Annotated in this window: 20 protein-coding genes, 1 tRNA gene and 1 other RNA gene; 4 read left to right on the top strand and 18 right to left on the bottom strand. The window is 49.0% G+C overall.

What is annotated here, in order from left to right:
* Nucleotides 1-60: 60 nt before the first annotated feature.
* From DCC85_RS01050 to rnr, 9 genes are all read right to left on the bottom strand, one after another.
* Complete coding sequence (locus DCC85_RS01050; RefSeq protein ID WP_442789510.1) at nt 61-1500, bottom strand: family 43 glycosylhydrolase; 1440 nt, start codon at nt 1498-1500, stop codon at nt 61-63.
* Between the two features lie 33 nt (nt 1501-1533).
* Nucleotides 1534-2310, bottom strand: a complete 777-nt coding sequence (locus DCC85_RS01045; RefSeq protein ID WP_108463897.1) for an alpha/beta hydrolase — start codon at nt 2308-2310, stop codon at nt 1534-1536.
* Nucleotides 2311-3260: 950 nt separating this feature from the next.
* Complete coding sequence (locus DCC85_RS01040; protein WP_108463896.1) at nt 3261-3842, bottom strand: ATPase; 582 nt, start codon at nt 3840-3842, stop codon at nt 3261-3263.
* On the bottom strand, nt 3835-4032 hold the full coding sequence (locus DCC85_RS01035) for a hypothetical protein (protein ID WP_108463895.1): 198 nt from the start codon (nt 4030-4032) through the stop codon (nt 3835-3837). The genes DCC85_RS01040 and DCC85_RS01035 overlap by 8 nt, the downstream gene beginning before the upstream one ends.
* Before the next feature lie 202 nt (nt 4033-4234).
* Nucleotides 4235-4447 (bottom strand): cold-shock protein, encoded by a 213-nt coding sequence (locus DCC85_RS01030; protein WP_108463894.1) that lies wholly within the window; start codon nt 4445-4447, stop codon nt 4235-4237.
* Between the two features lie 79 nt (nt 4448-4526).
* On the bottom strand, nt 4527-4727 hold the full coding sequence (locus DCC85_RS01025) for a cold-shock protein (protein ID WP_108463893.1): 201 nt from the start codon (nt 4725-4727) through the stop codon (nt 4527-4529).
* Between the two features lie 285 nt (nt 4728-5012).
* Nucleotides 5013-5377, bottom strand: a transfer-messenger RNA (tmRNA) gene (gene ssrA, locus DCC85_RS01020).
* A gap of 245 nt (nt 5378-5622) precedes the next feature.
* A complete protein-coding gene (gene smpB / locus DCC85_RS01015) occupies nt 5623-6102 on the bottom strand; it encodes an SsrA-binding protein SmpB (protein WP_108463892.1) in 480 nt (159 codons plus the stop codon).
* A gap of 161 nt (nt 6103-6263) precedes the next feature.
* Nucleotides 6264-8876 (bottom strand): ribonuclease R, encoded by a 2613-nt coding sequence (gene rnr, locus DCC85_RS01010; protein ID WP_108463891.1) that lies wholly within the window; start codon nt 8874-8876, stop codon nt 6264-6266.
* Nucleotides 8877-9405: 529 nt separating this feature from the next.
* Between rnr and DCC85_RS01005 the strand changes: the two genes are divergently transcribed.
* Nucleotides 9406-10968, top strand: coding sequence for a methyl-accepting chemotaxis protein (locus DCC85_RS01005; protein ID WP_108463890.1), 1563 nt, complete (start codon nt 9406-9408; stop codon nt 10966-10968).
* A 130-nt stretch (nt 10969-11098) separates the two neighbouring features.
* Here DCC85_RS01005 and DCC85_RS01000 read toward each other — a convergent pair whose 3' ends face one another.
* Nucleotides 11099-11662 carry a hypothetical protein gene (locus DCC85_RS01000; RefSeq protein WP_108463889.1) on the bottom strand — a complete coding sequence of 188 codons (564 nt, stop codon included), beginning with the start codon at nt 11660-11662 and terminating at the stop codon, nt 11099-11101.
* A gap of 267 nt (nt 11663-11929) precedes the next feature.
* Nucleotides 11930-12160, bottom strand: a complete 231-nt coding sequence (gene secG / locus DCC85_RS00995; RefSeq protein WP_108463888.1) for a preprotein translocase subunit SecG — start codon at nt 12158-12160, stop codon at nt 11930-11932.
* A 199-nt stretch (nt 12161-12359) separates the two neighbouring features.
* On the opposite strand from secG, the gene DCC85_RS00990 reads away from it, so the two are divergent.
* The gene (locus DCC85_RS00990; protein ID WP_108463887.1) at nt 12360-13367 is read left to right on the top strand and encodes an LLM class flavin-dependent oxidoreductase; all 1008 of its coding nucleotides are present in this window, start codon (nt 12360-12362) and stop codon (nt 13365-13367) included.
* A gap of 92 nt (nt 13368-13459) precedes the next feature.
* On the opposite strand, the gene DCC85_RS00985 is transcribed toward DCC85_RS00990, so the two are convergent.
* From DCC85_RS00985 to DCC85_RS00955, 7 genes are all read right to left on the bottom strand, one after another.
* The gene (locus tag DCC85_RS00985; protein WP_108463886.1) at nt 13460-13918 is read right to left on the bottom strand and encodes an OsmC family protein; all 459 of its coding nucleotides are present in this window, start codon (nt 13916-13918) and stop codon (nt 13460-13462) included.
* Between the two features lie 216 nt (nt 13919-14134).
* On the bottom strand, nt 14135-15421 hold the full coding sequence (gene eno, locus DCC85_RS00980) for a phosphopyruvate hydratase (protein WP_108463885.1): 1287 nt from the start codon (nt 15419-15421) through the stop codon (nt 14135-14137).
* A 57-nt stretch (nt 15422-15478) separates the two neighbouring features.
* Complete coding sequence (gpmI, locus tag DCC85_RS00975; protein ID WP_108463884.1) at nt 15479-17023, bottom strand: 2,3-bisphosphoglycerate-independent phosphoglycerate mutase; 1545 nt, start codon at nt 17021-17023, stop codon at nt 15479-15481.
* A 1-nt stretch (nt 17024) separates the two neighbouring features.
* Nucleotides 17025-17777: a triose-phosphate isomerase gene (tpiA, locus tag DCC85_RS00970; RefSeq protein WP_108463883.1), complete on the bottom strand. Its 753-nt coding sequence runs from the start codon at nt 17775-17777 to the stop codon at nt 17025-17027.
* A 101-nt stretch (nt 17778-17878) separates the two neighbouring features.
* Nucleotides 17879-19060: a phosphoglycerate kinase gene (locus DCC85_RS00965; protein WP_108463882.1), complete on the bottom strand. Its 1182-nt coding sequence runs from the start codon at nt 19058-19060 to the stop codon at nt 17879-17881.
* Nucleotides 19061-19191: 131 nt separating this feature from the next.
* Nucleotides 19192-20202, bottom strand: coding sequence for a type I glyceraldehyde-3-phosphate dehydrogenase (gene gap / locus DCC85_RS00960; protein WP_108463881.1), 1011 nt, complete (start codon nt 20200-20202; stop codon nt 19192-19194).
* Between the two features lie 77 nt (nt 20203-20279).
* On the bottom strand, nt 20280-21308 hold the full coding sequence (locus tag DCC85_RS00955) for a sugar-binding transcriptional regulator (protein ID WP_108463880.1): 1029 nt from the start codon (nt 21306-21308) through the stop codon (nt 20280-20282).
* A gap of 255 nt (nt 21309-21563) precedes the next feature.
* On the opposite strand from DCC85_RS00955, the gene DCC85_RS00950 reads away from it, so the two are divergent.
* Nucleotides 21564-21638, top strand: a tRNA-Arg gene (locus DCC85_RS00950).
* A gap of 291 nt (nt 21639-21929) precedes the next feature.
* Nucleotides 21930-22526, top strand: coding sequence for an ATP-dependent Clp endopeptidase proteolytic subunit ClpP (gene clpP, locus DCC85_RS00945; protein ID WP_108463879.1), 597 nt, complete (start codon nt 21930-21932; stop codon nt 22524-22526).
* Nucleotides 22527-22553: the final 27 nt, after the last annotated feature.

Genomic DNA, 22553 nt, shown 5'->3' with positions numbered 1-22553 from the left:
ACAAAAGTCGGCCTCTTCGCATACGGTGCGAACAAGGCCGATTTTTTTTACATGATATCCCTACTCATCTCCAAGTAATGTAAACGAGGACAGGCTTGCGCCTCCCGAGCCTACATATGTAAAATATAACGCTTGTATGCCGTCCGGTATGACGAGATCAGCAGAATACTCCGTCCAGATATTCGAAGAATTAACCGGTATACTTCCGAGGGCCGGGCCGTCCCAAGCTGTTCTCACCTCAAAGGCGCCGTGGCAATATCCGCGCACCTTGATTTTAATCTTCCGGATTCCACGGCAGTCAAAATACTTGAAACCGGCCGTAGCGGAATCCGTCATATTGGCGATGTACCCGACTTCTTCATCCCCGTCTTTTCCATCCTGGGTTATTTTCGGAAAACGGCTATCCAGCCATGCCCCGGATTGATCGAACCCCCCTGTATACATCTGCTCATCTTTGCAAAACAGATTGCATGCCAGGTAAGCGGGATATTCCCCTCGGCCCGCAAGCGGTCCCCCGTTTGGACCACAGGAGGTCATCTCCGCCTGAAGAATCGTTCCATCCTCCCGGAATACGATCGGCTCGATACAGCCTTGCCGGCAAAAAGCTGTACCGTTGGTATGTCTATGGTAAAACACAAACCAATTCTCATTGATGTGGACGATGCTGCCATGATTATTTCCGCCGTAATACATCGGTTTGTCCGCTGGCTTGGAGGAATCCATATGAAGATCGTTGTTGCTTACGACAACCCCCTGATAGACAAATCCTTTGGTTGGAAATTGGCTGGTAGCATAACACAATTCATGCATGACGATCGAGGAATAGACAAAATAATAGGTATCGCCTCTCTTCCTTATGGAAGGAGCCTCAAAAAACTCATGTCCTTCAAACCCGCTGCCCTTGCTGTAAGGTTCGCTCGGCGCGACAAATACCGGTTCTTCTATAATCGTCAGCATATCAGGGCCAAGCACCGTGGCCATTGCACCGTGTCTGGATTTGTCTCCAATTGCACAGAAACCGGTATACAGGTAGGTTCTCTCCCCTTCCGTCAACACACCCGGATCAAACTGGGGCTCATCGCCTTCTCTTTCACCCAGGCGTGTGCCGTCTGCATACTTGACGTAACCGTAGAATTCATACTTGCCAGCTGGCGTATCACAGACGGCTACTGAAACGATCGAAACCTTATCCAGAACATAATAGAGATAATACCGCCCATCTGGACCGACGGTAACGTCCGGCGCATATAGGCACATGCTCCCGTTCGGATTAAGCGGGTCATCCGTTTTCTTGTAAATCACACCTTCATATCGCCAGTCACCCAAATCGTCCACGGGTGCCGACCAACACACATAGTCATTTAAACAAAAAGCGTGTCCGTTAAAACGATCGTGCGAACCATACACATAAACTCTGCCGTTAAAAACATACGGTTCTCCGTCAGGCACGTATTCCCATGATGGCAGATAGGGATTCAATCCTTGTTTTTTCACTATCATTACACCCTCCTTATGAACTGCAAGACTTTCCGCTCACTTTGTACCTTTGAATAACCGTTGGGAAAAATGATACAGATCGTTTTTCCATACGGGCCAATCATGGCCGCCGCTTTCCTCCGCCCAGATGTGAGGCACACCGTGCTCCGCCAAATAAGCATGAGTCCGTTCGCTGATATGCTTGAGATTATCCTCATCGCCGCACGAAAGCCAAAGCAGTCGGAGAAGGGCTGCCGCTTCCTGCGGATTCGGAATGAGCTGCTCGGGAGCTTTAGTATTAGGTGCCGGGGAAAAGGCCCCGATCCAGGCAAACCGATCGAGATGATTCAAGCCAATATTCAAGGATTGCCCTCCGCCCATGGACAAACCGGCGATCGCACGCCCCTCCCGGTCTGTCGATACCTTATAATTCGTTTCAATAAATGGGATCAGGTCCTGGAGCAGGTCCAATTCGAACCTTTCAAACGCCTGGATCTTCTCAGGATCAAAAATATCTCCAACAGGACGGTCATCCGGCATGGCTCGGCCGTTAGGAAATACGACGATCATGGGCTCCAGCATGCCGTCAGCGTACAGGTTATCAAGAATGATATGGGGCTGCCCATGGTTAAACCATTCGTTTTCATCCCCTCCAATACCGTGCAAAAGGTACAGCACGTTATACGTTTGGTCTTGAGAATATCCTGGGGGCGTATATATCCTCGTTTTACGGGGATTCCCTACCGCCCTAGAGATATACTCCACCATTTCCACGTTTCCACGGGCTATATTTTCCCTGTACTGATCGTATCCTTCGGGAGCTGTTATTCTCATTCTATTTTCTCCTTTCATATTTTCCTCCAAAACGAATGGATCACAGCGCACAGTTAAATCCCAAGATCGCAAACTGCTTATCCTTTCTTCCCCTCCTGCTAGTTCAAATTCTACCGTGTGTTTGTAAACTTCCACTCATCGTAGAGGATCACCCCATAGCAGTTGAGTCCAATTCACTTTATGCAGACCGGTTACCCTTACTGTTTTCCCGTTCACCCAGATGTTAGCGTTTTCAACACAAGGATTTCAAAAATCCTTGTACAGCAAAGTGAGCCGTTAGCTCTACAGAAACGGAGCACCTCCTCTTCGACCGTATGCATCCGGTAATAGGAATGTCGTATTCTGAGGGATGTCATCCCAAACGATAATGATACTTTTGAGATTGAAGCGTTATCATTTAACGATGACTTCAGAAATGAAATCTGATCAATAATTAAGTGTATCTGCACCAATTATCTACATTATTTACATTTTAATCATACCCCCAATATAAACGGATGGGAATAAACTTACAATATCAAATTAAGATCATTCAGCTGCAAAGAATAAACAGAAATAATTGACTCCCTATTAGAGAGACATATGAGAACAGCTGCAGTTTTATTCGAAAATCGAGCTTATCCAATATGATAAAAGGTCAGAATTTTGATAAGTTTGCAAAAACAAACGGGTATGGCGCATTCCAGGACACCATACAAAAGATTTGAATTCAAAAATCGCTGGCGCAGCTTTTGAACGGAAAAAGGATATGGAATCTAAACGACAAAAGTCTATCAGAGCGTTGGTCAGGTTCAAAATGATGATGTCTACATTTAATTTTCAACTTCACTCTTTAAAAAGCAAAAACCCGCTCAACAGAGCGGGCTTCTAGTATGGAGGCAAGGAAAGCCTGGCCCCTGTCTGAAGGCAACGCCACATAGGTTTCTACGGGTGTAGTCACAGTTTTGATGTCAACGACTCCTAAATAGATCGAGTACACTTTTTGACCAACTCGGTATTTGATTTGTTTGGTAAATTAATTGATTTTGCCGAATTTCCGCAATGATCGTAGGTTCAAATGTATTATCAATAATAATGAGCTGGTCTGCTATGCTCACAGCAGGCTTTAGATTCTGCAACGATTGTCCATAACGCCAACGGATATCCTCTTCTGCAATCCAATGACCTCCCTGCTCTACACGAGAAGCCACACGATCAATATGCATCTGTACATCCTGAAGGCCAATATAATACATTACAATTGCATAACCTTTTTCCTTCGCTAGCTGCATATGTCTTAAAAAAAATGTACCCGAAAGTGTCGTTTCCACAGCAAAATGATTATTAGAGTGAATCAGTGCTCGGATCCTTTTGATCGCTTCCTTACCTGCTGACAAATCCGCACTTCGCGGATCTTCAGAATTGAGCCGCATAGCAATTTGATCAGGATCAACAACCTCTCCAATAAACTCCCTCATTTGCAAGCTTATTGTACTTTTACCAGCACCGTTGGTACCGGCAAATATCGTCATGACAGGTTTATTATTATTCAAAATATTTCCGCTCCGTCCGCTTTCCTTGGGAATCGAAAACAATCTCGAATTTATTACCTTCTGCATCTTCACGAATACGTCTGTTATCTTTTATATAGTAAAGGGATGCTCCAGATTGCTTGGCTTGTTGACGAGCACGCTGATTGGCTTTCTTAAGTATATTCTGAAGCTGTTCTCGATCTACTGCCATAACAATGACCTCCTTAATGCTTTCCGTTAATTGTTGAACATTATTATATCACAATAAAAAAGCCAACAACCACATCAATGGCTGAAGGCTTTTCGTCTTACTTTTATGGAGGCCAGGGGAGTCGAACCTCTGTCCGAAGGCAACGCTACATAGGTTTCTACGGGTGTAGTGTGACATTTGTGATGTCACTGATCCTCAACTATTAGTGCTTCGTCTGATTAGGACTTGTATTAGCCAAAATAGGCAGCATTTTCTCACTCTTCTCCATGAAGGAGTTGCACTGGCCACATATGGGTTGATTCAAAAAAACAAAGTTATCCCTCATCCATCCATTGCACTTTTCATTGGTGCACGACCATATAGTTGTCATTTCCTGTGGAAGATCAATCATCGGTCTTTTCCTTGAATAGTACAAACAGTAACCCTCTTTCTCTTCTGGAATAATGAGCGAAAAAAAGCCCCAACACTAAGTTTGGGACTTTCTAACAACCATTTTATAGTTTAACAACATTCTCGGCCTGTGGGCCTCGATTGCCTTGTACTACATTAAATTCAACGCGTTGACCTTCGTCCAACGATTTGAAGCCGTCGCTAACAATTGCACTGAAGTGTACGAATACGTCGTCTCCGCCTTCAACCTCAATAAAACCAAAGCCTTTATCTGCATTAAACCACTTTACTGTTCCTTTTTGCATGGTCAATTACCTCCATATTTTTATATTTACATGATCTTCAACTTCTAAAAAAAAATCACATATTGTACAAGGCTACTTAATCAAAATCATAACCCTCTACAATATGTGATCTCAGGTTGAAATTCCAATAAGTTAACTATAACACAACTGAATCCAATTTACAACTCTATCTTATTTCCGCCAGCTTCCCACTTCTTTGTTAACCATGTCCCTACATAACCTTAGCTGGTGAGAGTTAATTGAACGAAAAAAAAGCCGCCGTGTCGGCCGCTTTTCTCTAATAAAGTATGGAGGCGAGGGGAGTCGAACCCCTGTCCGAAGGCAACGCCACATAGGTTTCTACGGGTGTAGTCACAGTTTTGATGTCACCCAGTCAAGCTCCCCGTAACCGGATCTCGAAAGGGTCAGCCTGTTTGTCTTCTTCAGCTAGCCGCAGGCGGAGACTAGACAGCGTATCCCACTAAAGTTGAGCCCTCATCCCGGTACATGGGCGATACAGAGCGAGAGCACGTCTGCAGGTTATTAAGCTGCGAGAGCGTAAGATTGTTGTTGTTTGCCGTTTAATAGGCTTTAGCGTTGATGAAGTGGACGCGTCCCCACTACCCGCTACCCATGCTCGAACAACCCCCGTCGAATCCAAAAACGCCCCCGAATTAAAAAGGGTACTGCTTAAGGATCAATCGGTGCCCGGCAATAGGCAAACGATAAATCAATAGACCATCCAATTCCTCCATAAAAAATTGGACGTCTTCCGGTATAGCGTATATCCATCATGCTGTACCGTGCTTATATCATTTATTATAGCATACCATACAACACAATGCTTGCAAACTTACTGGAAACCTGCATAATTCATGCCACTTCTGTAAGACCATCACTTCAGCCAACTTCAGTCTTATCTGGCAATCTTCTGGCGCTCCTTCAGCGCCCGCTGGATATCGCGCTGTGCATCCTTTCTCGCCGCGGATTCCCGCTTGTCATACTGCTTCTTCCCTTTCCCGAGTCCCAGGAGCAGCTTCGCATACCCGTTGCGCACATAGACCTTGAGCGGCACAATGGTGTAGCCTTCCTGCTTCGCTTGACCGAGCAGCTTGCTGATCTGCGACTTGTGCAGCAGCAGCTTGCGGGTACGTGTCGGATCGGTAGGATTGTTGCGGTTCCCTTGTTCAAAAGGGCTGATGTGCATGTTGTGTACAAAAATCTCCCCGTTGCGAATGGTGGCAAAAGCATCGCCAATATTGGCGCGCGCCGCCCGCAGCGACTTGATTTCCGTCCCGGTCAGCACCATGCCGGCTTCAATCGTATCTTCAATGAAGTAGTCATGGGAAGCCTTCTTGTTCTGGGCCAGAACCTTCCCGTCACTCTTCTTACCCATGTTCTCACTCCTTCAATCAGATTCCTATCTTAAGTCACACCCGACTTCAGACTAGACCTCAATTGTACCAACTGCTCCCGTCAAAATCAAGAAGCCCCGGAAGGCGACGAATGCCGCATTTCCGGGACCCTCTTACACCCTTCATTCAACACAAGAAATTGCTATTTCTTCTTGCGAACAAAAGCGGCGGTCGCGTTATTCTTCGCGCCCTTGCCTCGGCCGCCCTTGTTGCGCTTCTTGCGCGGCGCACCCTCACCCGCTGCGCCGCCTCCATCACCGGCGGCGTTGAAGATGCCGCTCGCCGACGTCTTCTTGCGGCGCGATCCGCCGCCCGGCGCACCGGCCCCGCCGTCGCGCGAGTAGCCCTCGGGCGAGCCGCTGGCGTAGCCGCCCTTGCCGCTGCCGAAGCCGAAGCTCGGCGCGGCCGGCTTCGCGGCAGCAGGCGCCTTGTCGGCGCTGCGCCCGCCTTTGCCCTTGCGCGGCTCAGCACCCGCCGCGGCGGCTCCAGCGCCGCGCTTCTTCTTGCCGCGCTTGCCGCCGCCGGCGAAGACCGCCTCGCCCGCGCCGGCTTTGCTACGGCCGGCCTTGCCCCGGCCGCCTCCGCCGCCTCCGCGCGGCCGATCCTCCCGGCTGCGCGGCTTCATGTCGACCATCTCGAAGTCGATGGTATGGTCGTCCATATTTACGCGCGCCACGCGGATCTTCACTTCGTCTCCGATCCGGAAGATCTTCGACGTGCGCTCCCCGATGAGCGCCATATGCTGCTCATGGAAGTGATAATAGTCGTCGGTTAAGGCACTGAGACGAATCAAGCCTTCGACGGTATTTTCCAGTTCGATGAACATACCGAAGCTTGTCACGCTGCTGATAATCCCCGGGAATTCTTCGCCGACTTTGTCCAGCATGAACTCCGCCTTCTTCAGCTGCTCCGTATCCCGTTCGGCTTCAACGGCGACGCGTTCCCGCTCGGACGATTGCTGCGCAATGTCCTTCATACGACTCGCCAAATATTCCTGACGATCCGCAGGCAGTGTCCCGCCATTCTCGATCACCTCACGGATCACCCGATGGATCACAAGGTCAGGATACCGGCGAATTGGCGAGGTGAAGTGCGTATAGAACTCCGCTGCCAGCCCAAAGTGGCCGGTGCTCTCAGCATCATATTTCGCCTGCTTCATCGATCTCAGCATCATCGTGCTGATCACCGTCTGTTCCTTTGTCCCTTGAATGTCCTCCAATAAGGTCTGCAAGGCCCGCGGATGAATAGAGTTGCCTTTACCCTTCACGCTATAGCCAAAGTTGGCCGCAAAGGCCATAAAGTTCATCAGCTTCTCGGGATCCGGGTCCTCGTGAATCCGGTAAATGAAAGGAACCTTCAGCCAGTGGAAATGCTCCGCCACCGTCTCGTTAGCTGCCAGCATGAACTCTTCAATAATCTGCTCAGCAATGGAGCGCTCGCGCTTCACAATGTCGACCGCTTTTCCCGTCTCGTCCACAATGACCTTGGATTCCTCGAAGTCGAAGTCAACCGCCCCGCGGCGCATCCGGTTCGCCCGGAGCTTCAGCGCCAGGTCGCGCATGTCCTTGAAGTTCTCCACCAGATCACTATAACGCTCAGTCACTTCCGGATCTTCATCCTGAAGGATTTTGCGGACATTTGTATACGTCATCCGCTCCTTGGTCCGAATTACGCTGGTGAAGACGTCGTGCTTCACGACCTTCATATGCTCGTTAAACTCCATCTCACAGGACAGGGTAAAACGGTCCACCTTCGGATTCAAGCTGCATATGCCGTTGGACAAGCGATGCGGAAGCATCGGGATCACCCGGTCTACCAAGTAGACACTGCAGCCCCGATTATAGGCTTCCTGGTCAAGCTGCGATTTCTCCTGCACATAGTAGCCTACATCGGCAATATGCACACCAAGACGGTAATTCCCGTTCGGCAGCCGCTCCACGTTGACCGCGTCATCCAGGTCCTTAGCATCTTCACCGTCAATGGTCACGATCACCTTGTCGCGCAGATCACGCCGTCCCTGCCTTACAATCTCGTCTTGGTCAATCGTATCAGGAACAGCTTGTGCCTCCTCCATGACTTCATCGGGGAAAGCCTCCGGCAGCTGGTGCTTGCGAATAATGGAGAGAATATCTACACCCGGGTCATCCTTATGACCTAGAATTTCAATAACTTCTCCTTCTGCCGCCGCTCGTCCCTCCGGATAGTTAACGATCCGGACAACGACCTTCTCCCCTTCGACCGCGCCTCCAAACTTATCACCCGGAATAAAGATATCCCGGTTAATCCGCTTATCATCCGGCACGACAAAGCCATAGGTCTCTTGATGCTGAAATACTCCAACAACCTGAGTAACGGCCCGGGTTACAATACGAACAACCTCTCCTTCGAGCTTGCCTCCGGCAACACTTCTGGCGCTGACGCGCACTAGAACGGTATCTCCGTTCATGGCGCTCTTCAAATCGTTCGCATGGATATAGACATCCGGATGCTCGCGATCCTCGGGAATCAAGAAGGCAAAGCCCTTGGCATGAGCCTGCAGGCGTCCCCGCACCAGGTCCATACGCTCTGGCACGCCGTAGCGCTGTGTGCGGGTAAGCAGGATTTTCCCCTCCTGCTCCAATCTGTTGAGAAGCTTGAGGAACTCCTTGAACTCCGAAGCGTCCTTAATCTGAAAATGCTCCTCTAACTCCTGATAAGTCATTGGTTTATAAGCGGTCTCCCGCATGAAATCAAGCAATGTTGATTCTGTAATCATTATCTCACCTCAAGGCGGCTTGTCTATTTAGCCAAATAATATGTAGTATTCCGTCAGCGATAGCTTCAATACGCATTAGATCCGCCGTTAATTTATTGTACGAATAGGAAAAAACGGAACTACTACACTTCGCCCTCCGTGCGTTTTAATTGTTCCATAAATTTCTTCTTCATCTATATACCCTAGTATACACGAAATCAACCCTCCACATCCTGCTAGAGCCCCAAAATCGTATGTCTCAAAGCACAGCCAATAAACCCGAGGCAGAGCATGGATTTCTTTAGCCATATCGCAATCTGCTTAATCTGTCTTTATAATGGTATAGGAGTCATAATTTTACACAGTGCAACAAACACAATTCATCACGAGAATGAACTGCTCTACGTTTGCTAGGGGTCTAAACTAATAAAGTCTATTTTGTTAGCCCACCCCATCGTTTGTTATCCTTCTTTCTCTAAATAAAACCTCCCTGTTAGCCGACAAAAGAGAAGGAGCCTCATTTCCAATATTCTATAGAAAAGGTGGAACCATGGAAAACAACTTCATACTCCAAAAACGCAACAAAATGTTTGTGAAGATCATTTGGATTATGGTCGCTCTCGGGGTCCTGACAGATCTGATGATCGGCGTGGAAACCTCTATTCTGCTGACCCTGCTGGTTATCGGCGGAGTCTGTTGCACGGTAGCTACCTACATGACCTACGCACAGAAGGGCACCCTTTATGTCATGTATGTCATCCCGACCATCTCCTCTCTGCTTACCTTTCTTCTGATTTACCACGACCCGGACCCGCTCATCAGCACCTATCTCCTGCTGTACGTTAACATCGGCCTCATGACGCTTTATGCGAACTACAAACCCATTATTTATGCCGGTGTGCTTGCCATGGGGATCACAACTTATTTCTTTGAGGTGCCCTTTTATCACGATAAGCTATTTGAGGGAGAGATGCTCAGCTATCTGCTGCTATTCCTGGCCTTCATTACAGCGGCTTTAGCCTTTGCTGCGCGCTTTAGCGAGAAGCTCCAGCGCACCGTCCTGGAGAAGCAGAAGGACACCGAAGAGGCCCGGATGCAGAGTGAATCCCTGCTGAATGAACTGCAGTCATCCATTCAGATTCTGAACAGGCTCAGTACTCAGCTTCGTGACAATGTAAATGTCACCAGCTCGATCTCAAAAGAAGTGACCTTGACCTTCGGCGGAGTGACAGGCACGATGGAACGCCAATCTCAGAGCATGCAGGATATGACGCAATCGGTTCACAGCTTGAATACTATGGTAGAACAGACCACCGAAGGCTCTGCCGAGCTGCTGCGGATCTCTGAAGAGACGCTGGCCAGCACCTCCGCCGCAGGTGAACGTATGTCTTCTCTTTCTCAGCAAATCACCCAGATTCAGCATATGACCACACTTACGGTAGAAGTTATGGAAGACTTAAATAAGAAGAACCAGCAAATTGGACAAATGGTTCAGACCATCCAGCATATATCCAGTCAGACCAATCTGCTGGCCATGAATGCAGCCATAGAGGCCGCTCATGCCGGGGAACACGGCAAAGGGTTCGCTGTCGTAGCCGGAGAAATCCGTAAGCTGGCCGAGGATTCCCGCCGCTCCACAGCTGAAATTGACCAAATCCTTAACGATACCATGAATAAGATTGGACAGGCCGCTGAACAGATTCAGCTGGGCCACCAAGCTATACATAACAGCGAAGAAGAAACCCAGGAGGTACAGAAGCTTGTTGAAGCTGTATCTCGCAATGCCGTTCATGTTCATGAGCAATCCGGCCTTATGAATTCATCCGTTTATCAGATTCATGAGAGCCATGCGCGCATTACCGCTGAGATCTTAACCCTTGCCGAGGGCACGCAGCAAAACATGGGGGCTGTAGAAGAGATCCTCGCCGGCATTGAGACCCAGGACAGCAAGATCAACGAGATTGTGAATCACTATGAGGAGTTAAATGACCTTATTGTGAAGCTGTCCAACAAGAAGTCCGAGATGGGCAGCGCAGAGAGCGCGGACCCTTCCAAGCCACACCAGGATAGCGCTTGGACTGAACAGCACGAGAATCCACCCATCCTGATGTAATCCGCTTCCTATACAACGAAGAAGAGGCCTTTTCCGCGGTGTTCTCCGGGAAAGGCCTCTATTTACTGCTATCCAAGCTCATTTTGCTGCGTATGTGTGCTTATTATGTATGCAGTGGTGCTTTTCCTTGCTAACCTAGTACCATAGTCTGCTCTGATGCAGCAGGTACATAGAACCAGTCATAATCCCCCTTATGGCTATAAATCTGTTTGGCATGAATTATGATAGGGATGACATCCGCTCCTTTATAAAATATTTTGCCGCCTACCCGGTCCATTGGCAGATGAAAGGTGATACGCAGAGCACGGTACAAAATTGGATCCAGTAAAGACACGTAATAGTGAATGTCATGATCCTCTGCATACCGCGTCAGAGTCGAAAGCAGGCGGTTAATGTTCTTGCCCCGGTGCTCTTTGAGCAGCGCGACCTTGTCTACCTCTGCCAGTAACCCACATTCACGGGATTCTTGAAGAATGTCCTGCTCCTGAAAGGGCGCAACCTCATCCAAAGGGCTGCCCGCCAGATAGGGCTTAATCTCCACCGTTCCCACCGGCTGGCAAAGTTCGTCATAGACCAAAATCCGGTCCACGATTCCTTCCGAAAATTCCAGTTCAAATCCCTTCTCGATCCAGGCCTTGGTCCAGATTCCATTAAATTGCTGCAGCTCCCTATCCGTTTGCACCAGCTTGTACATGCAAAAACGCCTCCACTTCTTTCTAATTTCAAGCGGTCTGAAGGGAACTAAGTTCCGACTCTCTTCAGACTCCTTGTTCACCGTAAGTTTTTGTCATGTATTCCAAGTTGTATAATAAAATTGTAATATTTTCGGAGAAAAACGACAAGGGAAAAAAGTTGACGCTACCTTCCTTATTTTCTCGGGCGCAGCCTGCAGAACAGGCAATAAAAAAAGCCCCCTCTTCCGAAAGGAAGACGAAGGCTTCGATCATTAGCTTATTTATGACTACTGAAAAACTGCGACGACAATGGAGACGATGAAAAATCCAGCGCCCATAACCACTGTTGCGCGCTCCAGAACCAGCTCCATACCCCGAGCTTTGGTCTTGCCAAACAGATGCTCCGCACCCCCGGAGATGGCACCGGAAAGGCCCGCGCTCTTTCCTTTTTGCAGAAGAACGACCGTAATCAAACCGATAGAAAAGATAACAAGCAGCACCTTCAAAAAGATATCCATTCAATCCACCTCCTAAGCTTGGTTACATCTATCTCATACTATCCATAAGTCCGTGAACATAAACAGTACTTATAGTGTACCACAGCTCCATATTGAAAACAAGAATACTTATACAAGTCCAGGAAAATACCTTGTCCTTATTACACCTATTTTGACCTCTTCAGAGCGGTCTGATAAAGTGAATCACGAGGTGATTAACATGTTAAAGCTTGGTATTCTTGACCAATCTCATATATTAGAAGGCAGCGGCCCCGCTGTGGCGCTCACGAATACGACCCGGCTGGCCAAGAAAGCCGAAGAGCTGGGCTATTCGCGCTACTGGGTCTCCGAGCACCACGGCTCACGCAGCCTGGCCCATTCCAGCCCCGAGGTGCTCATCGCTCACCTGGCTTCCCATACCTCCCGCATCCGGGTAGGCTCGGGAGGCATCATGCTGCCGCATTACAGCGCCTATAAGATCGCCGAGAATTTCCGGCTGCTTGAAGCGCTGTATCCCGGCAGAATCGACCTCGGTGTGGGCCGGGCGCCCGGTGGGCGTCCCCTGTCAACCCGAGCGCTGCAGGAGGGCCGCTACCATACGGCCGACCCGTATCCCCAGCAGGTGGTTGACCTTGTCGCCTACCTGCACGATGCTCTGCCGGACAGCCACCGGTTCAGGGGTCTCTTGGCCTCCCCTTCCGTAGCTACGGCTCCCGAGCTCTGGCTCCTCGGCTCCAGCGGTGGTACAGCTAAGCTTGCAGCCGAGGTAGGGGCGTCCTATGCGTTCGCCCAATTCTTCGGTACGCCCGGCGGGGAGGAGTCGACGGCCATGTACCACGAAGAATTCGCTCCTTCCTTAATGGAGCAGCAGCCTCGCTCCCTGGCCGCGGTTCTGGCCATCTGTGCGGAGACTGAAGAAGAAGCAAGCGACCTGGCAAGCAGCACAGAGCTGTACTTCCTCGCGCTGGAGCAGGGCATGGAGATGCCATACCTGCCTGCTGTCGCCACCTCCAAGGCCTATCATTACTCGGACTATGATCGTGGCCGTCTCCAGCAAGCAAGGAGCTTCCGCGTGATCGGCACTCCCGAACAGGTCAAGGAGAAGCTCCTGCTCTTAGCGAAGCAGTACCGGACCGATGAACTGCTGATCAATGCACCGATCCATGATTTCGATGCACGCCTGCGGTCCTATCATCTGATTGCCGAGACGATGGGGCTTCAAGGCTAACTGCATCATGAATAAAAAAGGCTGAAATCCCCTGCGCTCCTGATGAGCCAGCCGGATCTCAGCCTTTTACCTTTGATCAGATCTTCGTATCTTCATTTCTTTTCAGCTTCAGCTATGCGAATGATCGGCTCTGTGGATAGCCCTACATTGCCGTTAATAGCGCGAGAGATCATGCATGAGCCTTCTGCCTTGCCTGCCAGCAGCCGGGCCCGCTCAACCTCTCGCTCTCCACTGCCTGCTTTGAGTACGATATGAGGGCGATGAATGATCCGCTCGTACGTAAAAATGTTATTTGTAACATCTACAATCCCCTCAGACTGCTGAGTCAGGCTCACTGTCTCAATGCCTGCCCGCTCCAGCATAGCCGCAAGAGATATCAAATAGCAGGTCGCCGCCGCTCCCAGCAGCATCTCATCCGGATTAGTGCCTACACCCGGGCCACCCATTTCCGTTGGAATGGAGATTTGTGTCTTCAGTTTGCCTGCTTCAATTGTCCCCTCGCTATTGCGCCCGCCGTTCCAGACCGCATTCAGCTCAAAAGTATGCTTCATCCGTTCTCCCCCCTTTGCCATTTGATATAAATATACGGTTGCCACTAATTCCATTATACCTGATTCACGACAGGGACAGTTCGACACTTCTATGACGAGTTACTTGTCGAATCTATAATGCCTCTCCGAATAAAAAAGACCCCAGGTCCTCATAAGCAGAACCTGGGGTCTTGGGCTATTCTCAGAAGCTTATTCCCTATGAAGCGGGGAGGCTTCTTATTTTTTCAGGTTGTAGAAGGATTTCAGGCCGTTGTATTGAGCCAGTTCTCCCAAAGAATCCTCGATACGGAGCAATTGGTTGTACTTCGCAATACGGTCTGTACGGGAAGGAGCACCTGTTTTGATTTGGCCAGCGTTCGTTGCAACCGCGATGTCAGCGATTGTGCTGTCTTCGGATTCACCGGAACGGTGGGATACAACAGCTGTGTAACCAGCACGTTTAGCCATTTCAATAGCGTCGAAGGTTTCAGTCAGGGTACCGATTTGGTTAACCTTGATCAGGATGGAGTTACCGATTCCATCTTCAATACCTTTGGACAGACGCTCAGTGTTCGTTACGAACAGGTCGTCACCCACGAGTTGGATCTTGTTGCCCAGTTTCTCAGTGAGCAATTTCCAACCTTCCCAGTCGTCTTCGGAGCAGCCGTCTTCGATCGTGATGATTGGGTATTTGTCAACCCAAGAAGCCAACAGGTCAACGAACTCAGCAGAAGTGAAGGATTTGCCTTCGCCTTCCAGGTGGTATTTACCGTCTTTGTAGAACTCAGTGGAAGCTACGTCCATACCCAAGAATACGTCTTCACCTGGTTTGTAACCAGCTTTTTCGATCGCTTCGATGATGGAGGACAGAGCATCTTCGTTGGAAGTGAAGTTAGGAGCAAAGCCGCCTTCGTCACCAACTGCAGTGTTCAAGCCTTTGCCTTTCAGTACGGATTTGAGGTTGTGGAAGATTTCAGCGCCCATACGAAGTGCTTCCTTGAAGCTAGGTGCGCCCACTGGCAGAACCATGAACTCTTGAACGTCAACGTTGTTGTCAGCGTGTGCGCCGCCGTTAACGATATTCATCATTGGTACTGGAAGCTGCTTAGCGTTGAATCCACCAAGGTATACGTACAGAGGCAGGTCCAGAGCGTCAGCTGCTGCACGTGCTACAGCCATGGATACAGCCAGGATTGCATTCGCACCCAATTTACCTTTGTTAGGTGTTCCGTCCAAAGCGATCATCAGCTTGTCGATGCCAAGTTGGTCAAGAGCGTCCATACCAATCACTTCTGGAGCGATCAGCTCGTTAACATTCTCAACAGCTTTCAGAACGCCTTTGCCCAGGTAACGAGATTTGTCGTCGTCGCGAAGCTCAACGGCTTCGTGAGCACCAGTGGATGCACCGGAAGGTACGATAGCGCGTCCGATAGCACCGGACTCAAGGTATACTTCTACTTCTACTGTTGGGTTACCGCGGGAGTCAAGGACTTCGCGTGCGTATACGTCAGAAATAATCGTCATGTGAAAGATCTCCTTTTAAAGGTTATTTTTTAATTGATGTTAAGTATTCCGGAAGGCTTACTTCCGGCTTGCAATCATAGATTTACCTGTCATTTCCGCAGGCTGCGGAAGCTGCATCAGGTCAAGAATTGTAGGCGCTACGTCGGCCAGAATACCGCTCTCACGCAGAACTACATCATGGGAAGTTACGATGAATGGAACCGGATTGGTGGTATGTGCCGTGAACGGCCGGCCGTTCTCATCAAATACCATATCCGCATTACCATGGTCAGCGATAATGATTGCTACGCCGCCCTTGGCAACTACTGCATCCACCACTTTACCTACGCACTCATCTGTTACTTCAACCGCTTTAATCGTTGGCTCAAGCATACCAGAATGACCTACCATATCCGGATTCGCGAAATTCAGGATTATGGTATCGAAGTTCTCCTCTTCGATCTCTTTCACAGCTGCAGCTGCTACTTCGTAAGCGCTCATTTCTGGCTTGAGGTCATAGGTCGCAACCTTCGGTGAGTTAATCAGAATCCGAGTTTCTCCAGGAAGCTCTACATCACGTCCACCGCTAAAGAAGAACGTAACATGCGGATATTTCTCGGTTTCTGCAATCCGAAGCTGCTTCTTGTTATGCTGTACCAGCACTTCACCCAGCGTATTGTCGAGGTTCTTCGGAGAGTAAGCCACATATCCTCCTACCGTCTCACTAAAGAGCGTCAGGCAGACGAAATGCAGGTTCTCAGGGAACTTCGGACCACGGTCAAAGCCGCGGAAGTCCAGGTTGGTGAATACCTGAGACAGCTGAATAGCACGGTCAGGACGGAAGTTCAGGAATACGACGGAATCGCCGGATTCCACGGGGCCCACCGGATTACCTTGTCCGTCGACAATAACGGTAGGAACCATGAACTCGTCGAATACCGAGTTGTTGTAAGAATCAGCAACAGCTGCAAGCGGATCCGTGTACTTCGGTCCATCGCCATACACGATGGCACGATAGGACTTCTCAACACGCTCCCACCGCTTGTCGCGGTCCATGGAGTAATAGCGTCCCGACAAGGTCGCAATTTTACCCACGCCGATTTCTTCAATCTTAGTGATCAGCTGCTGCAGGTAGCCTTTGCCGCTATCTGGAGCAACGTCGCGTCCATCAAGGAATGCATGGATGTAAACTTCGTGCATATCCTCTTTCTTAGCTAGCTCAAGCATTGCGAACAGATGGTCGATGTGGCTGTGCACGCCGCCATCGGACAGCAGCCCGTACAGGTGCAGCTTCTTGCCGTTCTTCTTCGCTACACGTACAGCTTCTACCAGCGTCTCATTGTCGAAGAACTCACCTTCGCGAATGGACTTGGAAATCCGAGTCAAGTCTTGATATACAATGCGTCCTGCACCGATATTCAAGTGACCTACCTCGGAGTTGCCCATCTGTCCTTCAGGCAAACCTACGGCTTCACCGCATGCGGTCAAAGTCGTATTTGGATATTCCTTCAGATAACGGTCATAGTTCGGTTTCTTGGCTTGAGCAACCGCGTTGCCCTCCACCGTGTTGCGAAGACCGAAGCCGTCCATAATGATCAATGCTACAGGTCTTGGTGCAGACATCTTACTTTGCCCCCTCAACCAGCGAGATGTAGGATGCCGGTTGCAAGCTGGCTCCGCCTACAAGCGCACCGTCGATATCGCTTTGGCTCATATATTCCTTTACGTTCTCTGGCTTCACGCTGCCGCCATATTGGATACGGATCTTGCCCGCAGTTTCACTGTCATACAGGTCCGCAACGAGGCTGCGGATGTACGCGATCACTTCATTGGCATCCTGTGAAGTGGAGGACTTGCCTGTGCCGATGGCCCAGATTGGTTCGTAAGCAATGACAACTTGAGCAGCTTGCTCAGCAGTCAGTCCTTGCAGCGCTGCAGTGGTTTGCACCTTTACAACGTCCTTGGTTTGGCCAGCTTCACGCTCTTCAAGCTTCTCGCCTACGCAAGGAATCGGAGTGATGCCGTATTTGAATGCAGCATGAACCTTCTTGTTGACGATTTCGTCGGTTTCTCCGAAATAAGCACGGCGCTCTGAATGTCCAATAATGACATAATCCACACCGAGATCCTTCAGCATGGCACCGCTGACTTCGCCTGTGAAAGCTCCTTCATCCTCAAAATGCAAATTTTGAGCTCCGATCTTGATCGAAGTTCCTTTTGCCGCTTCTACCAGAGCTGGCAAGTTCGTGAACGGAGCGCAGATTACGGACTCTACGCCTTCCACTTCCGCTTTGCCTTTCACTTCCGCGAAAAAGGCTTTGGCTTCGGGAACAGTCTTGAACATCTTCCAGTTCCCTGCAATGATTGGTGTTCTCATGCGGCTCATCCCTCCTGTTGTTCTATTTCGTATCTGCAGCCCCTCCCAACCCAAGTAGGACAGGCTGCAGATTTCATGACTCTATAAGTATAAAGGTTTCATTACTTGTCATTCAATGCCACAACGCCAGGGAGTGCTTTACCTTCCATGAATTCCAGGGAAGCACCGCCGCCTGTAGAGATGTGGTCCATCTTGTCAGCAAGGTGGAATTTCTCTGCAGCTGCTGCAGAATCACCGCCGCCGATAATGGTGTAGCCTTCTGTAGTTGCACAAGCTTCAGCAACTTCACGCGTACCATTAGCGAATGGTTCCATTTCAAATACGCCCATCGGTCCGTTCCAAACAATCAGCTTGGAGTTCTTAATGATCTCAGCATATTTCGCGCGAGTCTTAGGTCCGATGTCCACGCCTTCCCATTTCTCAGGAATGGAATCAATGCCTACTACATCTGTGTTTGCATCTACTTTGAAATCGTCAGCGATCACAATGTCCACTGGAAGCTGGAAGTTCTTGCCGAGCTTCTTAGCCTTCTCGATGAAACCGAGGGCCACATCAAGCTTATCATTGTCACACAGAGACAGGCCGATTTCATGGCCTTGTGCTTTGAAGAAGGTGTAAGCCAAACCGCCGCCGATCAGCACGTTGTCTGCAATGTTCAACAGGTTATCGATCACGTCGATTTTGTCTTTTACCTTGGATCCGCCAATGATAGCTGTGAAAGGACGATCTGGGGTGGACAGGGCTTTGCCCAGTACGGACAGTTCCTTCTCCATCAGAAGACCCGATACAGCTGGCAGGTAATGAGCAATGCCTTCTGTTGAAGCATGGGCACGGTGAGCAGCACCAAAAGCGTCATTTACGAACAGATCCGCAAGCTCTGCAAATTGCTTCGCAAGCTCTGGATCATTCTTCTCTTCGCCAGGGTAGAAGCGCACATTCTCAAGCACAAGCACGTCGCCATTGTTCATTGCATCAATCTTTGCTTTAACAGCTTCGCCTACAGCTTCATCCGCTTTTTGAACCGGTTTGCCGAGCAGCTCGGACAAACGTTCTGCAGGAGCAGTAAGACGCATGGATTCATTTACTTGACCTTTTGGACGACCCAGGTGGCTCGCCAAAATCACTTTCGCACCCTTTTCAATCAAATAATTGATTGTTGGGAGTGTTTCACGGATTCGCTTGTCATCAGAGATCTTTCCATCTTCAAACGGTACATTAAAGTCCACGCGTACAAACACGCGTTTTCCGGTTACTTCTACGTCACGTACACTCTTTTTATTCATCACTGTTCCTCCGCACCCTTAAAATTTACATATCTGCAATTCAAGGAAAAACCATTTCATGTATAAAGAGCGGAAACAGATAATATGTTTCCGCTCTATAGTTCGCGAAGCTCTGACAAGTAATATTTAAATTACTTAGCCAGTTTAGCGAAGTGTTCCAAAGTACGAACGAGCTGTGCAGTGTAGGACATTTCGTTGTCATACCAAGCAACAGTCTTAACAAGTTGTTTGTCGCCAACAGTCAGAACCTTAGTTTGAGTAGCATCAAACAGGGAACCGAATGTCAAACCTTTGATGTCGGAAGATACGATTTCGTCTTCAGTATATCCATAAGTTTGTGGATCGGAAGCTTCTTTCATAGCTGCGTTAACTTCTTCTACAGTAACGTTCTTTTCAAGAACAGATACCAGCTCAGTCAGGGAACCAGTAGGTACTGGTACGCGTTGAGCAGCGCCGTCCAATTTGCCTTTCAGTTCAGGGATAACCAGACCGATGGCTTTAGCAGCACCAGTTGTGTTAGGAATGATGTTTTCAGCCGCTGCACGAGCACGACGGAAGTCACCTTTCGCATGCGGAGCATCCAAAGTGTTTTGGTCGCCAGTGTAAGCATGGATTGTAGTCATCAGGCCTTCAACAATACCGAATTTGTCTTGCAAAGTTTTAGCCATAGGAGCCAGGCAGTTTGTTGTGCAAGATGCGCCGGAGATTACAGTTTCAGTTCCGTCCAAGATGTCATGGTTTACGTTGTAAACGATCGTCTTCATGTCACCAGTAGCTGGAGCGGAGATAACAACCTTCTTAGCGCCGCCTTTCAGGTGAAGCTCAGCTTTTTCCTTAGTTGTGAAGAAGCCTGTGCACTCCAGAACGATATCTACGCCAAGCTCTCCCCAAGGAAGTTCTTCAGGGTTGCGGTTAGCCAGAACCTTAACTTCTTTACCGTTTACTTTGAAGAAGCCGTCATGTACTTCAACGTCGCCTTTGAAAGTACCTTGAGTTGTATCATATTTAAGCAAATGAGCCAACATTTTAGCGTCGGTCAAGTCGTTGATTGCTACTACTTCAATGCCTTCCACTTCTTGAATACGGCGGAAAGCCAAGCGTCCAATACGTCCAAATCCGTTAATACCTACTTTTACACTCATGATAGATCCTCCCAGAAATTGTATTTTTAATTTATTTATTCAAGACAGACCGTGAGGCCTGTCATGAGTAACCATAGTTAATCGAGCTCGCTGACAATCTTTAAGGCTGCCGCCTCATCCGTGACCAGAATATCTTCATGGCCGAACCGGAGCACGGCGTGAATGGCTTTGGCTTTGCTGCGTCCTCCAGCTATACCGATTACGGTATCCGTAGTCATGATGTCCTCAAGCTTTAGCCCCAAGGTAAGCATCTTATGGACGACAATTCCCTGTTCATTAAAGTAATAGCCAAATGATTCCGCGATAGCCCCTTCCTGTCGAAGCACGGCTACCATTTCACTGTCCAGCTTACGTCTTCGTGCCATCTCCATCGCATCGCCGATACCATGAACGACGATCTTCGCTCGGCGGATTAGGCTGACGATTTCCTGGATATTCTGATCATGCACTAAGGAGTCGTATGCTTCTCTGCCCAGCAGATCCGGTACATGCAACAGCCGGTAGCTGGCACCAACCCTCTTAGCCATACCCGAAGCAATGGTGTTGGCTTGAATCTCCAGACTCTCTCCTAATCCCCCGCGTGCAGGTACAAACCAGCTGCCTTTAATAGGAGATGAAGACGGTGTTAACTGCTCTGCCATCTCGGCCAGTGTTGAACCTCCAGTTACGGCAACGACGTCGTTCTCACCCATTACGCTAAGAAGAGCCCTCGCGCCTGCCCGGCCAAGCTCTCGCTTGGTCAGCGGTGAATCTTCAGAATCCCCCGGTACCACAATCACCCTCCGCAGCCCGTAAGCCTTGCGGATTCTATCTTCCAGATTGGCCAGTCCGAACAGTTCGTTCACGACCGGTTCCATTAGCTCAAGCAGATTTCGCCCTGCATCGCTGATTCTCATACCGACATTCTCGATTTCAATCAGCCCCTGAGCCTTCAGAAGATCCGTTTCGGCACGCAGCACGCGTTCCGTCATGTTCAAGGCACCGGCCAAAGTTCTTCGGCCGATCACTCCTTCAAGCATGATCTGATGAAGTATGGTGTACCTTTTTTTGAGAATGTCCATGAGATCAGGCAAAAGCTGCTTTTGGATCTCCAACAAATTTCGCATGTCTTCACTCCTGCAACTTCGACTGTCTCCTCTTCTCGGGTGGTCCAAAAATGTCCCGGGATAACTTTTTAAGTCCCACCTGTATTCTAACCAATTTTTGTGCCTCTTGCAAGCCTATCGACCGTAGAATAAACAATATTTACTTCATTTATTCAAAACAACTTTATGGGCTCATTTTCCTCCAAAGATAATTAGCAATTCGGCTTGCTTTTTGCTTATGAATGTCCTATAATCATCTTTGTCACTTTAATTAGTGCGCCCGTGGTCCAATGGATATGACGTAGGCCTCCGGAGCCTGAGATCGAGGTTCGATTCCTCGCGGGCGCGCCATAATTATTCAACAACTTACATATCTTGAAGAAATTCCTATATTATGAATTAACCAATGGCCCGAGGGATCGGGCCTTTTTGATGCAATTAGTTTGACTTTCTTTGACTTTATGTTTGAAATTGTATATGATGAGGTTATAAAACAGCGGTTCCTTCTATCTCAGGGTTTTAATTCCACTATTTTGGTCAATCCTGAGACGGATACGAATCCATGCACCAACCTGCTTTCCCTTCTTACTCAAGACAGAACTACAGAGCAGGCTCCATTACACTTTATTAGGAGGGTTTATTGTGAGTTATATTCCTATGGTCGTCGAACAAAGTAACCGCGGTGAGCGTGCTTACGACATTTATTCCAGACTTCTCAAAGACCGGATCATCTTCCTTGGCTCTCAAGTGAACGACGTGGTGGCCAACTCCATCATTGCTCAGATGCTGTTCCTTGATGCTGAAGATCCTGGCAAGGATATTCATCTGTACATCAACAGCCCTGGCGGCTCCATTACCGCAGGCATGGCTATTTACGATACGATGCAGTTCATCAAATCCGATGTATCTACGATCTGTGTAGGTATGGCCGCTTCCATGGGAGCATTTCTGCTGAATGCCGGCGCCAAGGGTAAGCGCTTCGCACTGCCTAACAGCGAGATCATGATTCACCAGCCGCTGGGCGGAGCTGAAGGCCAAGCAACGGATATCGAAATCCGTGCCCGCCGCATTCTCAAAATGCGCGATTCCCTGAACAAGATCCTCGCAGAACGTACCGGCCAGCCGCTGGAACGCATCGAGAAAGACACGGACCGCGACTATTTCATGAGTGCTGCAGAAGCTAAAGAATACGGCATTGTAGATAAAGTAATCGAGAAGGTTACTTCAGAGGGCGTATAATTATAATGATCTAAACAGCGGAAAAGC

The organism is Paenibacillus sp. CAA11 (assembly GCF_003060825.1).
Taxonomy (GTDB): domain Bacteria; phylum Bacillota; class Bacilli; order Paenibacillales; family Paenibacillaceae; genus Fontibacillus.
This window is presented reverse-complemented; position numbering and strand designations above follow the sequence as displayed.

Bases quoted from the DNA above. Each gene is read 5' to 3' on its own strand.
- secG (WP_108463888.1), bottom strand. From the start codon at position 12,160: ATGGATATCTTTTTGAAGGTGCTGCTTGTTATCTTTTCTATCGGTTTG.
- DCC85_RS01025 (WP_108463893.1), bottom strand. From the start codon at position 4,727: ATGCAAAAAGGAACAGTAAAGTGGTTTAATGCAGATAAAGGCTTTGGT.
- DCC85_RS00985 (WP_108463886.1), bottom strand. From the start codon at position 13,918: ATGAAGCATACTTTTGAGCTGAATGCGGTCTGGAACGGCGGGCGCAAT.
- DCC85_RS01050 (WP_442789510.1), bottom strand. From the start codon at position 1,500: ATGATAGTGAAAAAACAAGGATTGAATCCCTATCTGCCATCATGGGAA.
- tpiA (WP_108463883.1), bottom strand. From the start codon at position 17,777: ATGAGAACACCAATCATTGCAGGGAACTGGAAGATGTTCAAGACTGTT.
- smpB (WP_108463892.1), bottom strand. From the start codon at position 6,102: ATGGGTAAGAAGAGTGACGGGAAGGTTCTGGCCCAGAACAAGAAGGCT.
- gap (WP_108463881.1), bottom strand. From the start codon at position 20,202: ATGAGTGTAAAAGTAGGTATTAACGGATTTGGACGTATTGGACGCTTG.
- DCC85_RS01005 (WP_108463890.1), top strand. From the start codon at position 9,406: ATGGAAAACAACTTCATACTCCAAAAACGCAACAAAATGTTTGTGAAG.
- rnr (WP_108463891.1), bottom strand. From the start codon at position 8,876: ATGATTACAGAATCAACATTGCTTGATTTCATGCGGGAGACCGCTTAT.
- DCC85_RS01045 (WP_108463897.1), bottom strand. From the start codon at position 2,310: ATGAGAATAACAGCTCCCGAAGGATACGATCAGTACAGGGAAAATATA.
- DCC85_RS00955 (WP_108463880.1), bottom strand. From the start codon at position 21,308: ATGCGAAATTTGTTGGAGATCCAAAAGCAGCTTTTGCCTGATCTCATG.
- gpmI (WP_108463884.1), bottom strand. From the start codon at position 17,023: ATGTCTGCACCAAGACCTGTAGCATTGATCATTATGGACGGCTTCGGT.
- DCC85_RS00990 (WP_108463887.1), top strand. From the start codon at position 12,360: ATGTTAAAGCTTGGTATTCTTGACCAATCTCATATATTAGAAGGCAGC.
- DCC85_RS01035 (WP_108463895.1), bottom strand. From the start codon at position 4,032: ATGGCAGTAGATCGAGAACAGCTTCAGAATATACTTAAGAAAGCCAAT.
- DCC85_RS01000 (WP_108463889.1), bottom strand. From the start codon at position 11,662: ATGTACAAGCTGGTGCAAACGGATAGGGAGCTGCAGCAATTTAATGGA.
- eno (WP_108463885.1), bottom strand. From the start codon at position 15,421: ATGACGATTATTTCTGACGTATACGCACGCGAAGTCCTTGACTCCCGC.
- DCC85_RS00965 (WP_108463882.1), bottom strand. From the start codon at position 19,060: ATGAATAAAAAGAGTGTACGTGACGTAGAAGTAACCGGAAAACGCGTG.